This is a genomic window from Bradyrhizobium sp. LjRoot220 (assembly GCF_964252915.1).
GTDB lineage: Bacteria > Pseudomonadota > Alphaproteobacteria > Rhizobiales > Xanthobacteraceae > Bradyrhizobium.
On sequence record NZ_CAXUPS020000014.1, the window covers coordinates 59,071 to 74,777 of the forward strand.

The 15,707-nt window shown below is 64.5% G+C and carries 13 protein-coding genes; 8 read left to right on the top strand and 5 right to left on the bottom strand.

Annotated features, from left to right (window positions below; all coding sequences use genetic code 11):
* Nucleotides 1–6 precede the first annotated feature (6 nt).
* Nucleotides 7–729, bottom strand: coding sequence for an alpha/beta fold hydrolase (locus tag ACSQ84_RS33885; protein ID WP_436216094.1), 723 nt, complete (start codon nucleotides 727–729; stop codon nucleotides 7–9).
* A gap of 174 nt (nucleotides 730–903) precedes the next feature.
* On the opposite strand from ACSQ84_RS33885, the gene ACSQ84_RS33890 reads away from it, so the two are divergent.
* Both ACSQ84_RS33890 and ACSQ84_RS33895 read left to right on the top strand, forming a co-directional pair.
* The gene (locus tag ACSQ84_RS33890) at nucleotides 904–1,647 is read left to right on the top strand and encodes a sulfite exporter TauE/SafE family protein (RefSeq protein ID WP_436216095.1); all 744 of its coding nucleotides are present in this window, start codon (nucleotides 904–906) and stop codon (nucleotides 1,645–1,647) included.
* A 72-nt stretch (nucleotides 1,648–1,719) separates the two neighbouring features.
* The gene (locus ACSQ84_RS33895; protein WP_436216096.1) at nucleotides 1,720–2,664 is read left to right on the top strand and encodes a DMT family transporter; all 945 of its coding nucleotides are present in this window, start codon (nucleotides 1,720–1,722) and stop codon (nucleotides 2,662–2,664) included.
* Here the strand turns inward: ACSQ84_RS33895 and ACSQ84_RS33900 are convergent.
* The 4 genes from ACSQ84_RS33900 to ACSQ84_RS33915 all read right to left on the bottom strand — a co-directional run bounded on the left by ACSQ84_RS33900 (nucleotide 2,639) and on the right by ACSQ84_RS33915 (nucleotide 9,175).
* A complete protein-coding gene (locus ACSQ84_RS33900) occupies nucleotides 2,639–4,000 on the bottom strand; it encodes an MATE family efflux transporter (RefSeq protein WP_436216097.1) in 1,362 nt (453 codons plus the stop codon). The genes ACSQ84_RS33895 and ACSQ84_RS33900 overlap by 26 nt on opposite strands.
* Nucleotides 4,001–4,062: 62 nt before the next feature.
* Nucleotides 4,063–5,865 carry an ABC transporter ATP-binding protein gene (locus ACSQ84_RS33905; protein WP_436216098.1) on the bottom strand — a complete coding sequence of 601 codons (1,803 nt, stop codon included), beginning with the start codon at nucleotides 5,863–5,865 and terminating at the stop codon, nucleotides 4,063–4,065.
* Nucleotides 5,866–6,202: 337 nt separating this feature from the next.
* Entirely contained in the window at nucleotides 6,203–7,792 is a 1,590-nt protein-coding gene (locus ACSQ84_RS33910) for a DHA2 family efflux MFS transporter permease subunit (protein WP_436216099.1), read from the bottom strand.
* A 45-nt stretch (nucleotides 7,793–7,837) separates the two neighbouring features.
* A complete protein-coding gene (locus ACSQ84_RS33915) occupies nucleotides 7,838–9,175 on the bottom strand; it encodes an HlyD family secretion protein (protein ID WP_436216100.1) in 1,338 nt (445 codons plus the stop codon).
* Between the two features lie 187 nt (nucleotides 9,176–9,362).
* Here ACSQ84_RS33915 and ACSQ84_RS33920 point away from each other — a divergent pair, with 187 nt between their 5' ends.
* The 6 genes from ACSQ84_RS33920 to ACSQ84_RS33945 all read left to right on the top strand — a co-directional run bounded on the left by ACSQ84_RS33920 (nucleotide 9,363) and on the right by ACSQ84_RS33945 (nucleotide 15,636).
* Nucleotides 9,363–10,004, top strand: coding sequence for a TetR/AcrR family transcriptional regulator (locus ACSQ84_RS33920; protein WP_436216101.1), 642 nt, complete (start codon nucleotides 9,363–9,365; stop codon nucleotides 10,002–10,004).
* A 252-nt stretch (nucleotides 10,005–10,256) separates the two neighbouring features.
* Nucleotides 10,257–10,511, top strand: a complete 255-nt coding sequence (locus ACSQ84_RS33925; protein ID WP_436216102.1) for a PilZ domain-containing protein — start codon at nucleotides 10,257–10,259, stop codon at nucleotides 10,509–10,511.
* 202 nt (nucleotides 10,512–10,713) lie between these two features.
* A complete protein-coding gene (locus ACSQ84_RS33930) occupies nucleotides 10,714–11,187 on the top strand; it encodes a peptidoglycan-binding domain-containing protein (RefSeq protein ID WP_436216103.1) in 474 nt (157 codons plus the stop codon).
* 176 nt (nucleotides 11,188–11,363) lie between these two features.
* Nucleotides 11,364–12,044 carry a TetR/AcrR family transcriptional regulator gene (locus ACSQ84_RS33935; RefSeq protein WP_436216104.1) on the top strand — a complete coding sequence of 227 codons (681 nt, stop codon included), beginning with the start codon at nucleotides 11,364–11,366 and terminating at the stop codon, nucleotides 12,042–12,044.
* Entirely contained in the window at nucleotides 12,041–14,731 is a 2,691-nt protein-coding gene (locus tag ACSQ84_RS33940; protein ID WP_436216105.1) for a molybdopterin-dependent oxidoreductase, read from the top strand. Before ACSQ84_RS33935 ends, ACSQ84_RS33940 begins: the two co-directional genes overlap by 4 nt.
* A complete protein-coding gene (locus ACSQ84_RS33945; RefSeq protein WP_436216106.1) occupies nucleotides 14,728–15,636 on the top strand; it encodes an FAD binding domain-containing protein in 909 nt (302 codons plus the stop codon). The genes ACSQ84_RS33940 and ACSQ84_RS33945 overlap by 4 nt, the downstream gene beginning before the upstream one ends.
* The last annotated feature ends 71 nt before the right edge of the window (nucleotides 15,637–15,707 follow it).

Here is a 15,707-nt window from a genome sequence, read left to right on the forward strand (position 1 = left end):
CCTGTTTTACGCCACGATTTTGTCCAGCAATGCCATCAGCGCTTCCGGCGCGGTGACATTCGGCGAATGGCTGGCGTCGATCTCGAAATAGCGCCATGCCGGATCGCTCTTCGTCTTCCTCGCGAACGGCCCGAACGTATCGGCCGGCGGAAAGCGGGTGGCGTAGATATAGCTGCGCGGCAGCGTCAGCCTGCCGCCTTGCAGCTTGAGCCTGGTCTCGAAACACTTGATCGGCATGTCGACACGGCGCGCGTTGAGCCACGCGAGATCGGCCTCCGCGGTGTCGGGCGGCGTCGGATTTGGCGGCACGCGCCAGCCGTCACCGCTATCCGCAAGCTTCTGCACCGCCACCGTGTTCAGGTCGAACAGCGACTGGCCATCGTCAGGCACGAAGGCGTCGACATAGATCAGTTGCGCGACGCGATCGCGGTCGCGATCGGCCACGCCGGTCGCGACCATGCCGCCATAGCTGTGGCCGATCAGGACGATGTCACGCAGATCCTCGTATTTGATGACGTTGAGCATATCCTCGATATGGGTTTCGAGATCGATCGAGGGGTTGGCCAGATGTACGCGCTCGCCAAGCCCGGTGTAGCTCGGCGTGATCAAGCGGTGCCCGGCGGCACGCATCAGCGGATGCACCTTCTTCCACGCCCAGCCCGCCGACCACGCGCCGTGACAGACAAGGAAGGTCTTTGCAGAGGTTGCGTTCATCGGGGCAGTTTCCATGAAGTTATTGTTGAAGGCTTGAATTGCGATAGTACCTGCTGGCGCCGTCGTGTAAATGTCGCGCTCAATTCAACAAACGTCATTCCGGGATGGTCCGAAGGACCAGACCCGGAATCTCGAGATTCCGGGTTCGATGCTGCGCATCGCCCCGGAATGACGGTGGGAAAGAAAAAATTGGAAACCTCCACCTACGCGCTGTTGCTTTTTGGCGCGCTTGCCGGCGGGTTCGTATCCGGCCTCGCCGGTTTCGGAACGGCGCTGATGGCGCTGGGGATCTGGCTCTATGTGCTGCCGCCTTCGGTTGCCGTCCCCCTGGTGCTGATCTGCTCGGTCTCTTCGCAGATCTCGACGCTGCCGACCATGTGGAAGGTGCTCGACTTCAGACTGGCGGCGCCGTTCGTTATTGGCGGGCTCGCCGGCATGCCGATCGGGGCGCTGCTGGTCGCGCAGGCCGATCCGCAAACATTCAAGCTGAGCGTCGGGGTGATGCTGCTGGCATTTCCGGCCGCGCTGTTTTTCATCCGCAAGCCGATGGCGTTTCGGTTCGGCGGCCGGCCGGCGGACGCCGCTGTCGGATTTGCCGGTGGCATCCTTGGCGGCCTCGCCGGCCTGTCCGGCCCGCTGCCGACCCTGTGGGCGAGCGTGCGCGGCTGGACCAAGGATCAGCGCCGCGGCGTGTTCCAGATCTTCAACGGTACTGTGCTCGGCGCCGCCCTGCTGCTGCAGATCGCCAGCGGCTTCGTCAAGGCGGAGGTGTTCTGGCTTGCGGTGCTGGCGCTGCCGGGCACACTGATCGGGGCGCGGATCGGAATGCGGGTTTATCACGCCCTCAGTGATCGCAATTTCTACGACATCGTGCTGGGCCTGCTGTTTTTGTCCGGGCTCGGATTGGTGTGGAGCAGCATTGCTCCGAGTTAGCGGCGCATGGCCGCCATGTGCTCCGAGTAGATTGCTGTACGCTGAACTGCAAAGCGGTTAATCAGTCGCATCATGAACTCTCCAACTTTTTCGCGCGCACACCTCGGTCTGTTGCTGGGTTTTGTCGGCGTGCTGATTTTTGGCGGCACGCTGCCGGCGACGCGGATCGCGGTGTCGGCGATTGATCCGATTGCACTGACCTCGCTGCGCACCGTGATCGCCGGGCTGTGTTCGCTGGTCTTGCTGGTCGTGCTGCGACGCCCGTTGCCGCCGCGCGCGCTGTGGCCGCAACTGGTGATCACGATGCTCTGCGTCGCCATTCTCTTCCCGTTCCTGATGTCGGTGGGGGTACAGACCGTCGACGCCTCGCATGGCGGCGTGGTGTTCGGAATCATGCCGATCGCGACCGCCCTGGCCGCGGTCATGATCACCCATGAACGGCCGCGGCCGCTGTTCTGGATCGCCTCGTTCGCGGGCGCAGCCTTGGTGATCGCGTTTGCGCTGCGACAAGGTGGCGGCGCGCTGTCGGCCGGCGATCTGTTTCTGCTCGCGGCGGTCGTCGCGTCCGGGATCGGTTATGCGTTCTCCGGCCGCCTCACCGCGCAGATGCCGGGCTGGGAAGTCATCAGCTGGGTGCTGGTGATCGCACTGCCGCTCTCGATCCCGGCGGCCGTACTGACGATGCCGGCGGATGTCGCCCACATTCCACTGAAGCCTTGGCTGGGGCTGCTCTATGTCGCGCTGTTCTCGCAATGGATCGGCTTCTTTGCCTGGAATGCCGGCATGGCGATGGGCGGCATCGCGCGGGTATCGCAAGTGCAATTGCTGCAGCCCTTCGTGGTCTTTGCGCTCGCGGCGGCTTTCAACGACGAGACCATCACGCCGCAAATCGTGCTGTTCGCCGCCGGCGTGGTCGCGACCGTCGCGATCTCGACGCGCACGCGCGGACACAAAGTGCCCGATCATTCGGAGTTGACGTCTGTTCCAGGCGTCACTCCGCCGGCAAAGCCAACTTGAGCGGCGGCAGGCGTTTCCTGAATTCCAGATGCAGCAACCACAAACTCAATACGGCTTGCAGCGTCGTCGACAGGTTCGACAGGTACCACGCGTACTCAATGCGAAAACCGGGTCTTGCGGACAGCCAGAGCACCGGCAAGGCGTAGGTGATCAAGCGTACGCCGGAACTCAGCAGCACCGGCTTGGTGTTGCCCAGTCCCTGGAACATGCTGGAGCACACGAAATTGAATCCCTGCGCGACGAGATTGAGCGAGACCAGTTGCAGGAACAGGACGGCGACCGCGATCGTCTGACCGTCGCTCGCGAAGCCGCCGAGCAGCAACCCGGGCCAGCATTGTGCAAGGATCGTGAAAACGATCATCACCACCGTGGCAATCAGCGCCGCCTTGGTGAAGGTTTCCCTCACGCGTGCGGCGTTGCCGGCGCCAAAATTCTGCCCGGCGATCGGTCCGGCGGCGAGCGCGATCGCCAGTGCCGGCATCTGAATGAGGCCGAGCACACGCGTCCCAATGCCAAAACCGGCCTGCGCCGCCGCGCCGAAGTCGCGTAACGCGTAATAGATCACGCCCATCCAGACGAATATGATCGCGAACTCGCCGCCGGCCGGCAGGCCGACATTGAGGATGCGCTTCCACTGCGAAAGCCGCGGGCGCAGTTGCGCGGGATCGACGCCGACATAGTGCTCCAGCTTTCGGAAATACATCCATAGCATCAGCACGCCGATCAGCACCGCAACCGAACTCGCAAGGCCCGCACCCGCGACGCCGAGCGGATAGCCGGTGCCCCAGCCGGAAATCAGGACCGGCGCAAGCGCGATATTGATGATCACCGCGAGCGCCTGCACGATCATGCTGGGCCGCACGATACCGGTACCGCGTAGCGCGGCCGCCATCACCTGCGTGGCAAATTGCAACGCCAGAGCGGGCATGAACCAGAGCAGATACTTCGTGCCCGCCTCGACGGTGGCCTCATCGGCAGCCACCATGCGCATGTAACCACCGGCAAGCGCGGATCCCACAACCCATGTCAGCAGCCCGCATACGGCTGCCAGGCCGAGCGACTGGTTGAACACCAGATTGGCGTCGGCCTGATCCTTGCGGCCGACGGCATGCGCAATCAGCGCGACGGTGCCGACGCCCAGCACCTGCATCAGCCCGTTGATGAGAAATGCCAGATTGCCCGCCGCCGCCACGCCCGCGACGGCGGCGTCGCCGAGCCCCGCCACGAAATACAGATCGACGAGCTGGCAGATCATGATCGTGATCAAGCCGGCGACGATCGGTGGCGCCATGCCCAGGATGTGGCTGACGATGGAGCCCTGCGTAAGGTCTTTCATTTCAAACCCGCCCTTGGCGCGCAGGCCCCGGAACATCCGGGATCCACGCGCCGCAAATGCCTTTACTCCGCCGCCGAGATGCGGCCGAACTCCGTCGCCTGCCGTTCGAACAGCCCGCGATAGATACCGCCGGCGCGGGCCGTCAGCATCGCGTGGGTGCCCTGCTCGACGATCTCGCCGCGATCGAACACCAGGATCCGATCAAGGCTGCGCACCGTCGACAGCCGGTGCGCGATCACGATCGAGGTACGGCCTTTCATCAGCCGCTCCATCGCCTGCTGGATCAGGCCTTCGGACTCCGAGTCGAGGCTGGAAGTCGCCTCGTCCAGGATCAGCACCGGCGCATCCGCCAGGAACGCGCGCGCCAATGCCACGCGCTGCCGCTCGCCGCCCGACAGCTTGACGCCGCGCTCACCGACCAGCGTGCCGTAGCCCTTCGGCAGCCGCAGGATGAACTCGTGCGCGTTGGCTAGCCGCGCCGCCTGCTCGACCGCCGCGATGCTGGCGCCCGGTCTGCCATAGGCGATGTTCTCGGCCAGCGACCGGTGAAACAGGATCGGCTCCTGCTGCACGATCGCGATCTGGCTGCGCAGCGAATGCTGCGTCGCCTTGGCGATGTCCTGACCGTCGATCAGGATCTTGCCGCCGCCGATGTCGTAGAGCCGCTGCACCAGTTTTACGAATGTCGTCTTGCCCGAGCCGGAACGCCCGACCAGGCCGACGCGCTCGCCGGCACGGATGTCCACCGACAGGCCGTCATACAGGGGATCGCGATGGCCGCCATAATGGAACGTCACCGCGTCGAACACGATACGGCCGCCCTGGATGTCGATCGGCTTGGCATCCGGCGCATCGGCAATGCCGATCGGCTCGGCATGGATCGCAACCAGTTCCTCCATGTCGTTCACCGAACGCTGCAGGTTGTTGATGTGCATGCCGACATCGCGCAGATAGGCATGGATGATGTAGTAGCTGGTCAAGACATAGGTGACGTCGCCCGGCGTGGCGCGGCCCGCCATCCACAGCAGGATCGCGCCGCCGATCACGGACGTGCGAAAGCACAGCAACACCGCAAGCTGCGCCGTCGAGGTGTAGTTGTAGCGTATCCAGGTCCGCCGCACGCGCGTGCGCCAGCGGCCGATGACGCCGGCCAGCCGTTCGTCCTCGCGGCCTTCCGCGCCGAACGACTTCACCACCGCGTTGCAGGTCAACGCATCCGCCAGCGTACCGCCGACCTTGGTATCCCAGGCGTTGGAGACGCGCGCGGCGGGGGCGATGTAGTTCATCGAAAAAGCGATCGTCATCGAGACATAGATCACCGTGCCGACCGCGATGACCGCGCCGAGCGAGGGCCAGTGCAGCCCGAGCAGGATCATCGAGCCCAACAGCACCGTCAACGACGGCGCCAGCGCCATCAGGATGGTGTCGTTGAGCAGGTCGATCGCCCACATGCCGCGGGTGATCTTGCGCACCGTCGAGCCGGCAAACGAGTTGGCGTGCCAGTCGGTCGAGAAGCGCTGCACGCGCATGAAGGCGTCGCGCGACACGTCGGACATGATCTTCAGCGTGAACGGCACGATCGCCTGCAGGCCGATCAGCCGCAGGATCATCGACACCGCGCCCAGCGCCACGATGCCGCCAAAGGCGATCAACGCCGCGCGCCGCGCCGCAGGATCGGATGCGCCTTGCGTCAGCGCGTCGACCAGATGGCCGGAGAACAGCGGCATGAACAGGTCGGCCGCGGTCGCACCCAGCAAACCACCGGCCACAACGGTGGCGCGGCCGGGCTGTTCGAGCCAGTGGCGGAACACGAATGGAATCACTACGCGTATCGCCGTGGGACGCTTGTTGGTTTGAACGGTCATGGCCTCATCCGGCACCGCGTTCTGCGCGCACGCCGGCTCCATTTGTAGGACGCGCGAACGGCGAACGGCCAAACGCAAGCGTCGTTGAAAAATCGGTAACTAGTTGGGAAGATTTGGAGATCGGGACGTCAGGCCCGATCAGCGCCGGCGAATTTGGGGCTCAAAGGCCCGATACAGCGTCCAGCATAGGCATCGAACGCGAGCGGGCGGTCTGCGAATAAGACGAAATCATGCAAATCCTCCCCGGTTCGAGCGACAATGCGCACGCTTATAAATCCATCACGGGTGATTTGCAACATGACACCCGCGTGAGCGCGCGAAATCAATCAATGCGCAATCAATGCCCCGGGCCCCCCGCCGCCAGCGCCGGCGGTTTGTTCAGCAACAGGACCAGAAGACTGAGGCCGACATAGAACACGGTCAGTGTGAAGAAGGCGTCGCCAAAGCCCATCACCACCGCCTGGCGGTGAACGATCTGCGACAATTGCTTCATCGCCATCCGCGCGGCGTCGCCCATGCCCTGCATGCGCTGGGTCAACATGTTGAGCGTCTCCACGGCGGTGGCGTTGCCCCAGTTCACGCGTTCGTGCAGCCGGGAGATGTGCAGATCGGTGCGATCGTTCAGCATCTGGTTGATCAGCGCGAGCCCCACCGCGCCGCCGAGATTGCGCGTCAGGTTGAACAGGCCGGAGGCGTTCTTGACCCGCTCCGGCGCCAGCGTGCCGAGCGCGATGGTGTTAGTCGGCACCATCGCGAACATCATGCCGATGCCGCGCAGGATCTGCGGGACCAGCAGTTCGTAGAAATCATATTCGCGGGTGATCCAGGTCATCATGTAGGAGCCGAGCGCGAAGGTGCAAAGCCCGAACGCGATGAGGTAGCGCATGTCGACCTTGGTCATCAGCCGGCCGACGATCGGCGCGGTGAGGAACATGGCGATCCCGGAGACGAACATGGTCTCGCCGATCATCAGCGCGCTGTAGCCGCGCACTTCGGCGAGATAGCGCGGATAGACGTAGGTCAGGCCGTACAGCCCGATGCCGACGCAGAACGAGATCAGGCAGCCGATGCCGAAATTGCGGTCGCCGAATGTCCGGATGTCGACGATCGGCTCATGCGCGGTCAGCACGCGCCAGAAGAAAGCAACCGCGGAGACGAGACAGACGGCAGCGCAGACCGCCACTGACGTATCCTGCAGCCATTGATGTTGCGGGCCTTCCTCCAGCACATATTCCAGCGAGCCGAGGAAGCCCGCCATGAACAGCAGGCCCCACCAGTCGAAATGATCGAGCAGCTTGAAGTTCGGCTCGTCGAAATCGACCAGCAGGAGCACGCCGATGGTGATGCCGATGCCCGGAATGATGTTGACGAAAAACAGCCAGTGCCACGACATCAGGTCGGTGATGTAGCCGCCGACTGTGGGGCCAATCGTCGGCGCCAGCGTCGCGACCAGGCCGATGATCGGGCCGACGATGTAGAATTTCGAGCGCGGAAACACCGTATAGGCGGATGCGAACACGGTGGGGATCATGCCGGCGCCGAGAAATCCCTGCAGCGCGCGCCACACGATCATCTGCTCGATCGTCGAGGCGAAGCCGCAGAAGAAGCTTGCGATGGTGAAGCCGGAGGCGGAGATCGCAAACAAGAGCCGCGTGCCGAACGCGCGCGACAGGAAACCGGAGAGCGGGATCGCGATCACCTCGGCGATCAAATACGAGGTCTGCACCCACGATACTTCGCTCGAGCTCGCCGAAAGCCCGGCCTGGATCTCCGCCAGCGATGCCGAGACGATCTGGATATCCAGGATCGACATGAACATCCCGAACACCATGATCAGGAACGCAAACAGCCGCCGCGGCGGGATGCGCTCGTCCGGCACGCTTGCGGCTGCTATCATCGGCGGCGAGGCGGTGGTGGCGTCTGCCATGATCTGCCCGGGACGCGCGCCGGGTTTGCCCCGGCGCTGAAAACATTATTTAGGATGAAGCAGCGGCGATGCGTCGAGGTCGGCCTCGTTGTCTGCATCGGCGGCGCCGTCGCGGGTGTTGACGGTCGTGTAGACAGACATGCCCGCGCGCAGCAGGTTTTGCCTGGCGACATCCTTCGGCACACGGATCCGTACCGGCAGCCGCTGCACGATCTTGGTGAAATTGCCGGTGGCGTTATCCGGCGGCAGCAGCGTGAAGACCGAGCCCGCCGCCGGCGATATGCTGTCGACCACGGCCGCGAACTTGCGATGGCCGTATGCGTCCACGGAAATCGTCACGGGCTGACCGGGGCGAATCCGCTTGAGCTGGGTTTCCTTGTAATTAGCGTCGATGAAGACGTCGTTGAGCGGCACCACATTGCCGAGGCGCTGGCCGGCCTGGATGAAATCGCCGGTGTTGACGATGCGGTTGGAGAAGGTGCCGTCGACCGGCGCACGCACCGCGGTGAAGGCGAGGTCGCGCTCGGCCTTGGCGAGCGTGGTCTGCAACTCCGCCAGCTGGGCGCGGGCTTCGTTCTGCTGCGCCCTGGTCACTTCGACATTGTCGCGCGCAGCATCATAGGCCGCCTGCGCCGATTTCACCTGCGCGACGCCCTGGTCGCGGCCGGCTTCGGACACTTCAAAGGTGGCGCGCGAGGCAAAGCCTTTGGTGCTCAGCGCCTGCTGGCGGTCGAAGTCGAGACCGGCGCGCTTCAGCGCCGCTTCCGCGGAGACCAGTTGCGCCCTGGCCTGCTCGACCGCGCTTTCCATCGCCGCCACCTGGCGACCGATACGGTCGATGGTGGCCTGCTGGGTTGCGATCTTGGTGCGCGCGGCATCGACCGCGATCCGGTAATCGCCGTCATCGATCTTGTAGATCACGTCGCCGGCGCGAACGATCGTATTGTCCGATGGAATGATCGCCGCGATATGGCCGGCGACCCGCGCCCCCAACGTGGTGTTGTTGGCGCGCACATAGGCGTCGTCGGTCGAGATATAAAATCGCCCGATGAGCGTGTAGTAGACGCCGTAGCTGACGGCGGCGAGCGCCAGCAACGCGAACACGCCCATCATGACGAATTTGCGCTTGCCGGATTTCGCCGCCGCCGGCCTGGCGGCATCGGAAGACGGTGCAGCCGGTTCATCGGTTGCCGGCCCGGCCGGAGCCGTTGCCGGCTGGCGCCTGGTTTCTTCCGCAACGTGGTGCCGAAGCTGCTCCGCCAACTGCGCGGGGTCGCGCGCGGCTTCGCCTTCGGCCGTCGCCGCCGCAGGCTCCTGTCTAACAAGAACCGCCTCCGGCTCTTGTCGAACAACGCGCGCGGCCTGGTCTCTCGCTGCGGCCATACCCTGGCCTCCCCATGACAATTTGCGATACGCGCGCGCCAAAAGCCGGCCACGAAGGCACCGTCATTTGCAGAATGACATTGACCGAACCGTTCGGTCAAGATACATTTGCGTGAAGGGGACCATAAAGCTGGAAATCCTTACCGCGCGTCATGTCCGGTTGAAATCTTCCCGGGAAGCTAAACCAATGGTTGCAGGCCCATCGACCCCGCTTCATGTCCTCGCCGACGAGGATTCCTCGAAGCGCCGCCAGATTCTCGATGGGGCGCGCAAAGTATTCCTGGACCTCGGGTTCGACGGCGCCAGCATGGGCGAGATCGCCCGCTCCGCCGGCGTCTCCAAGGGCACGCTCTACGTCTATTTCGCCGACAAGCACCGCCTGTTCGAAGCCATCGTCGAGGAAGAATCGATCGAACAAGGCAAATCCGCATTCAATTTCGATCCGGCACGCGCCGCCGACATCACCCTGCCGGAATTTGGCCGGGCCTACATCCAGGTGCTCTGTCGGCCTGGCGGCGGCTCGGCGATCCGCACCGTGATGTCGATCGCCGAGCGGATGCCGGACGTCGGGCGCAGATTTTACGACAATGTGCTGGCCCGCACCGTCAATCGCCTCGCCGGCTATCTCCAGGCGCGGGCGCAGCTCGGCGAGCTCGTGATCGACGATTACGAACTCGCGGCCTGGCAATTCATGCAGATGTCCCAGGCGACGCTGTTTCAGGCTTTCATCTTCCAGGCCAAGCCCTCGCCGTCGCCCGAGCAGATCGCAACCGTCGTCGACAGCGCCACGCGGGTGTTTCTGACGGCGTATCGGGCGAAGGTGGACTGAAGGCGCGCGTCGTCTACGACGAACCGAGACTGTCATCCCCCGCGCATGCGGGGGATCCAGTACGCCGCGGCCTTTCGACTCCATCACTGCCGTCTCTGGAATACTGGGTCACCCGCCTTCGCGGGTGACGACACTAGATTGAGGACGCAAGGTCGCATTCGCGCATTCCCGCATGCGCTCGCGTTCGTTCAACTTGTCCGCATCTGCAACCAGCGCCCCCTCACCGCGTTTGACCCGCGGGAGGAATGCGCCATGGCAATTTTCGGTCGAAAGTCCCGCCCCTCTCGCAGGCGAACCAACCAGCCGGCATGGATGACCATCGATGGCAGTTTTGCCGCGCGCCAGTGCACCGTCATCGATATCTCCGAAGGCGGCGCGCGATTGCGGGTCGAAGATCCGCAATTCGTCAAGCCGCACTTCCAACTGAAGTTCGACCGGACATCGCCCGGCAGGGCCTGCAAGGTCGCCTGGAAGAAGGGCGACCTGATCGGCATCAAGTTCGTTTAGGGCAAACCGGTCCGTGGTTCGCTGATCGCCGCGACGGCTGCCATCGTTGCGTCCGACGCGGTGCAATATTCGACGCGTACCGTGGAACAACTGCCCGGGCCAAAAGTTGCCAGCGCGGCGAAACCAAAGTCGACCTTTGATTCAAATGCGCCGGAAGGTTTGGGTTTACGGCTGAGACCTTGAGACCGGGGAAGAACAGGCCATGCGTTTCCTGATCCTTGCATTGTCGGTTCTGGGAATTCTGGTCTGCGCAGATGTTGCCAAGGCAGGTCCAAGCACGACAACACGCGATCTGACCGCAACCGCCGATGAGGCGACCGCTGCTGACGAAGCAACCCAGGAAACCGAGGATCGGATCGGCCTCGACAAGCGCAAGCGCCGCGACGTGCAGCGCCGGCTGACCCGGCTCGGCTTCGACACCAGGGCCAACGGAAAGTTCGACGCGGCAACCCGCGCCGTCATCACGCGCTGGCAGGCCGCGCGCGACTATCCCCAGAGCGGCTTCCTCAACGCGCAGCAGCATCAGGCACTCATGACCGAGTCCGTCTCGACGGCGAACGCAGGCGTCCGCGGTAACGACCGTCGGGCCCGCCGTCGCGGCGGTAGCGGCGGCCCGATCGGCGTCATTGGCGGTGTCGTCGGCGGCGTGGTCGGCGGAATTTTCGGACGCCGGTAATCCTCCCAAACATCTTCCATCAACGGCCACGCGTAGCCCAGATGAGCGAAGCGACATCCGGGTTTCGATTCCCGCATTTCGCTCCGCTCATGCGGGCTACCAAGCCAGGATGCGAACTGCGCCGTTAACACAAATCCGTCATTTGACATTTCGTCGCATTTTGTCAAATTCGTCAAATGAAGCCCCGCGACCGCATTCTCGATGCCGCCATCCTGGTGTTCCGCCGGCAGGGCTTTCGGCGCTCGTCGATCGAACAGGCCGCGGAAACAGCCGGCCTGACCCGGCAGGCGCTGTACCATCATTTCAAATCCAGGGAAGAACTGTTCCGCGCCGTGATCGAGCGGCTGCATGAGAATGCGCTGGCCGCCGAGATCGCGGCGGGCGAGGCCACGGAGAAGGCCGGCGGCAGTCTCGCCGACATATTGATCGCCGAGATCACGGCGCGGATCGGGCAGCTGATCGCACCGCTTGAGGGTTCGCCCCATATCGAGGAGCTGTTCTCCGAACATCTCCTGCAGGCGCGCGATCTCTATCAGAAGTACGCTGCCAGCTACGCCAGGCAGCTGACCAACACGATCGAACGCGTCTGCCGCAAGCAGCGCCTCGTGATCAAGGACATGACTGCGCCCGATTTCGCACGATGCGTCGAGATGGCGTTCAACGGCACCAAATCGGCCTATCCGGCGATGCAGCCGGCCGACGCTCTCCTGCGGGATTTCGGAATCATGGTGCGCACGCTGGTGGCCGGCGCCGTGAGCCCGTCACCGAAACCACGTCCAAAAAAGACGCCCGCAAGAAAACCTGTCGCAAAACCTGTCGCAAGCAAAACCGCCCGCAAATCAGGAGATCGCAGATGAGTACGATGACGATCAACGGCCGTGTCGCCCCCCTCCCCGACGACCTCGACGCCATGCTGATCGACGTGGTGAGAACCGATCTCGACCTCACCGGCACCAAGCTGGTCTGCGGAGCCGGCGTCTGCGGCGCTTGCACCGTGCTGGTGGACGGTGCGCCGGTCGCGAGTTGCCTGATGCCGGCGCGCGCCGCGGCCGACAAGACGGTGACGACGGTCGAGGGCATCGGCGCGGAAAAACTGCACCCGATTCAGAAGGCCTTCATGGTGCACGACGCGTTGCAATGCGGGTTCTGCACGCCAGGTTTTGTCGTCGAGGCCGCGGCGTTTCACGATCACTGGCGCGCGACCAAGGGAACGGCAACGCCGTCGCGCGAGGAGATCGGCGCGGCACTGTCGGGGCATCTGTGCCGCTGCGGCGCCTATGACGGCATCTTCAGCGCAGTGGCCGCGGCCTGCACCGGCCAGTTCGACGGCGGCGACATCGTCTCGCCGCGCGTCGAGGCGCGCGACAAGGTGACGGGTGCGGCAAAATACACCGTCGATGTCAGGCACGACGGACAGCTCGAAGGCCTCATCCTGCGCTCGCAGATCGCGCACGGCAAAATCGGCGAGCTCGATCTCGCGCCGGCGCTGGCGTTGCCGGGCGTCGGTGCCGCGATTTCGCTGCTCGCTGAAGACCGGATCGTCCGCTTTGTCGGCCAGCCCATCGCCGCCGTCGCGGCGAAAGATCGCAAGACCGCGCTGGCCGCGATCGCCGCGATCAGGATGACCAGTGAACGGCTGCCCGCGGTGATCGGGCTCAATGAAGCCCGCAAGCCCGAGGCGCCGGTCGTGTTCGAGAAGGCGGATCGCAAGAAGGCCGGCAACGTCTCCGAAGGCGGCGGCTCGCCGGCGCCGTGGAAAGCCAACGTCCGCGGACCGTCGGCGGCGTTTTCGCTGAAGCCCAAGCAGGTGCGGAGCTGGGTCGAGAGCGCGCGTCAGGCAAAAGACCCGCTGTTGTTCGAAGGTGTGTTCCGGACCGGCACGCAATCGCATAGCTGTCTCGAGCCGCACGCGTCAGTCGCGCATTTCGACGGCGACCGCCTTATTGTGCACGCCTCGACGCAGAGCGTGTTCCACCTGATGGAGTTGATTGCCAAGCGCTACAAGCTCGACCACGACAAGGTTCGCGTCATCGCCGATCATGTCGGCGGCGGCTTTGGCTCAAAAGCCAGTCTCGGCGCCGAGACGACGATCGCGATCGATCTGGCGCGCGCCGCCAGGGCGCCGGTGCGCGTCGCCTTCGACCGCCACGAAGAGCTTTCGGTGACCGGCTATCGGCCGGCGACCGAGGTCAAGATCGCGCTGCTGCCGTCCGAACAGGGCGAGCTGAAAGCGCTCTCGGTGACCGCCTATGCCGACACCGGTGCTGCGACGAACTCGACCATCGCCGCACTGGCGCGGCTGATCTATCCGGCGCAGGCCAAGGAACTCGCCGACTACGACGTCATCAGCAATCTGCCGCCGGGGGCGGCGTTCCGCGGGCCCGGTGGACCGCCGATGGCGTTCGCGGTGGAACAGGCGATCGACGAAGCCGCCCTGCGGATGAAGGTCGATCCGATCGAGCTGCGCAAACGCTGGGATACCGATCCCAATCGGCGGCGGCTCTATGAGTGGGCGCAAGGGCTCGATGTCTGGCGCAACCGGAAGTCAGCGGCGGAGCAGAGCGGCCGCTACCGCCGCGGCGTCGGCGTCGCCACCGGATATTGGCTTTATCTCTGGCAGCCCGGCTCGAAGGTCGAAGTGTCGGTGAAGGGCGGCCGCCTGATCGCGCGCACGGCCATTCAGGATATCGGCACCGGCAGCCGCACCGTGATCGCCAATACGGTGGCGCGCGAGTTCGGCCTCGAACCGCACGAGATCGAAGTTCAGATCGGCGATTCCAACCTGCCGGTCGGCCCGGGCTCCGGCGGCAGCCGCACCACCGCCTCGGTGGTGCCGCCGACGCTGCTGGCGATACAAAAGCTGAAGGCCGCGATCGAGAAGAACGCAAAGCGAAAGCCGGCGCCGGGCTCCAATGCGCCGTGGCGCGAATTACTGGCGGCATCGCCCGATCTCACCGCCTCCGGCGTGCGGCCGGAGGACGGCAGGCGGATGGCGCCGGGCATTGAGTCGCCCCTGAAGCAGGTTGGTATTCTGGGCTGGATCTTCGGCAAGATGATGCGCTGGATGTCCAACATGGCGATCGGCGCCGGGGTGCCGAGTTCAGTGCAGGTGGTCGAGGTCGAAGTCGACACTTGGCTCGGCCATGTTCGCGTCGTCAACGTCCACACCGGCATTGCGGTCGGCAAGATCGCCGCACCCGCGCTGGCGCGAAGTCAGGCGACCGGCTCGGTCATTCAAGGCATCGGCTACGCGCTTTACGAGGCGCGCGAGATCGATCGGCGAACCGGCGATACGCTGAGTGGCGGGCTGGAGGATTATCGCATTCCAGGGATTGCCGACACGCCCGTGATCGACGTGCATTTCGACGAAGCGGGTTTCGATCACGTGCTCGGCGGCAGCGTCGGCATCGGCGAGGTCGCCACCGTGCCGACGTCACCTGCGGTGGCGAATGCGATCTACAACGCTACCGGCATCCGGCCGATGGAGCTGCCGATCCGGCCCGATCGTTTGATATCCGCGCTGAAAGGGAGGGCCGCCGCATGACACCGGCCATGACGACCGAATTCCGCGCCGCCGGCACTGATATCTCCGAACGCCGCCGCAGCGGCGTCTCGAAGGGCCCGCTGATGGATATCGTGGCGGCATCCGATATCACCGGCATGCACTGGGGCACCGACGGCACATTGCGCATCGGCGCCTGCACAACAATCGCCGCGATCGCCGCCGACCGAAGCATCGCCGCCGCCTATCCGGGCATAACGGCCTCGGCGGCGGGCCTGGCGACGCCGCAGATCCGTCATCTGGCAACGCTCGGCGGCAACATCGCGCAGCGTTCGCGCTGCTGGTATTTTCGCAATCCGCATATCGCCTGCCTGAAGAAGGGCGGCACGGATTGCCCGGCCCGCGACGGCAATCATCTCTATCACGTCGCCTTCGATCTCGGCCCCTGCGTGGCGGCGCACCCTTCCACGATGGCGGCGGCACTGCTCGCTTATGACGCGGCTGTGATCACCTACACAAGGAATGGGCTGTCGATCCCTGACGTGCTCGGCGACGGCTCGAACGGTACGGCCGACCATTTGCTGCAGCCGGGCGAGATGATCCGCGGCATCGAATTGCCCAAGCCGCTGCAAGGCGAGCGCGCGTTCTACAAGCGGGCGATCAGCCGCGCCCATGCGGAATGGCCGCTGGTCGAAGTCTGCGCCCGCGCGGTCGTGAAGAACGGCACGTTCGAGTTCATCCGTCTTGCCGCCGGCGGCATCGCGCCGGTGCCGCTGCGGCTGAAGGCGGCGGAAGCCGCGTTACAAGGCAAAGCGGCCAATGCGCTGAACATCGAAGTGGCCGCAAAGCTCGCGACCTCGGGCGCCAAGCCGCTGCCGATGACGGGTTACAAGCTCGATCTGCTGGAAGGTGTGGTGCGGGATTTGCTGGAGAAGCTGGCGGCGTAAGGTTTCGTAGGGTGGGCAAAGGCGCGCAAGCGCCGTGCCCACCATTTCAACCGCGCGTGCAGATCGATGGT

Coding starts and splice junctions, on each gene's coding strand:
- ACSQ84_RS33885 (WP_436216094.1), bottom strand. CDS start 729: ATGGAAACTGCCCCGATGAACGCAACCTCTGCAAAGACCTTCCTTGTC.
- ACSQ84_RS33895 (WP_436216096.1), top strand. CDS start 1,720: ATGAACTCTCCAACTTTTTCGCGCGCACACCTCGGTCTGTTGCTGGGT.
- ACSQ84_RS33900 (WP_436216097.1), bottom strand. CDS start 4,000: ATGAAAGACCTTACGCAGGGCTCCATCGTCAGCCACATCCTGGGCATG.
- ACSQ84_RS33905 (WP_436216098.1), bottom strand. CDS start 5,865: ATGACCGTTCAAACCAACAAGCGTCCCACGGCGATACGCGTAGTGATT.
- ACSQ84_RS33910 (WP_436216099.1), bottom strand. CDS start 7,792: ATGGCAGACGCCACCACCGCCTCGCCGCCGATGATAGCAGCCGCAAGC.
- ACSQ84_RS33915 (WP_436216100.1), bottom strand. CDS start 9,175: ATGGCCGCAGCGAGAGACCAGGCCGCGCGCGTTGTTCGACAAGAGCCG.
- ACSQ84_RS33920 (WP_436216101.1), top strand. CDS start 9,363: ATGGTTGCAGGCCCATCGACCCCGCTTCATGTCCTCGCCGACGAGGAT.
- ACSQ84_RS33925 (WP_436216102.1), top strand. CDS start 10,257: ATGGCAATTTTCGGTCGAAAGTCCCGCCCCTCTCGCAGGCGAACCAAC.
- ACSQ84_RS33930 (WP_436216103.1), top strand. CDS start 10,714: ATGCGTTTCCTGATCCTTGCATTGTCGGTTCTGGGAATTCTGGTCTGC.
- ACSQ84_RS33935 (WP_436216104.1), top strand. CDS start 11,364: ATGAAGCCCCGCGACCGCATTCTCGATGCCGCCATCCTGGTGTTCCGC.
- ACSQ84_RS33940 (WP_436216105.1), top strand. CDS start 12,041: ATGAGTACGATGACGATCAACGGCCGTGTCGCCCCCCTCCCCGACGAC.
- ACSQ84_RS33945 (WP_436216106.1), top strand. CDS start 14,728: ATGACACCGGCCATGACGACCGAATTCCGCGCCGCCGGCACTGATATC.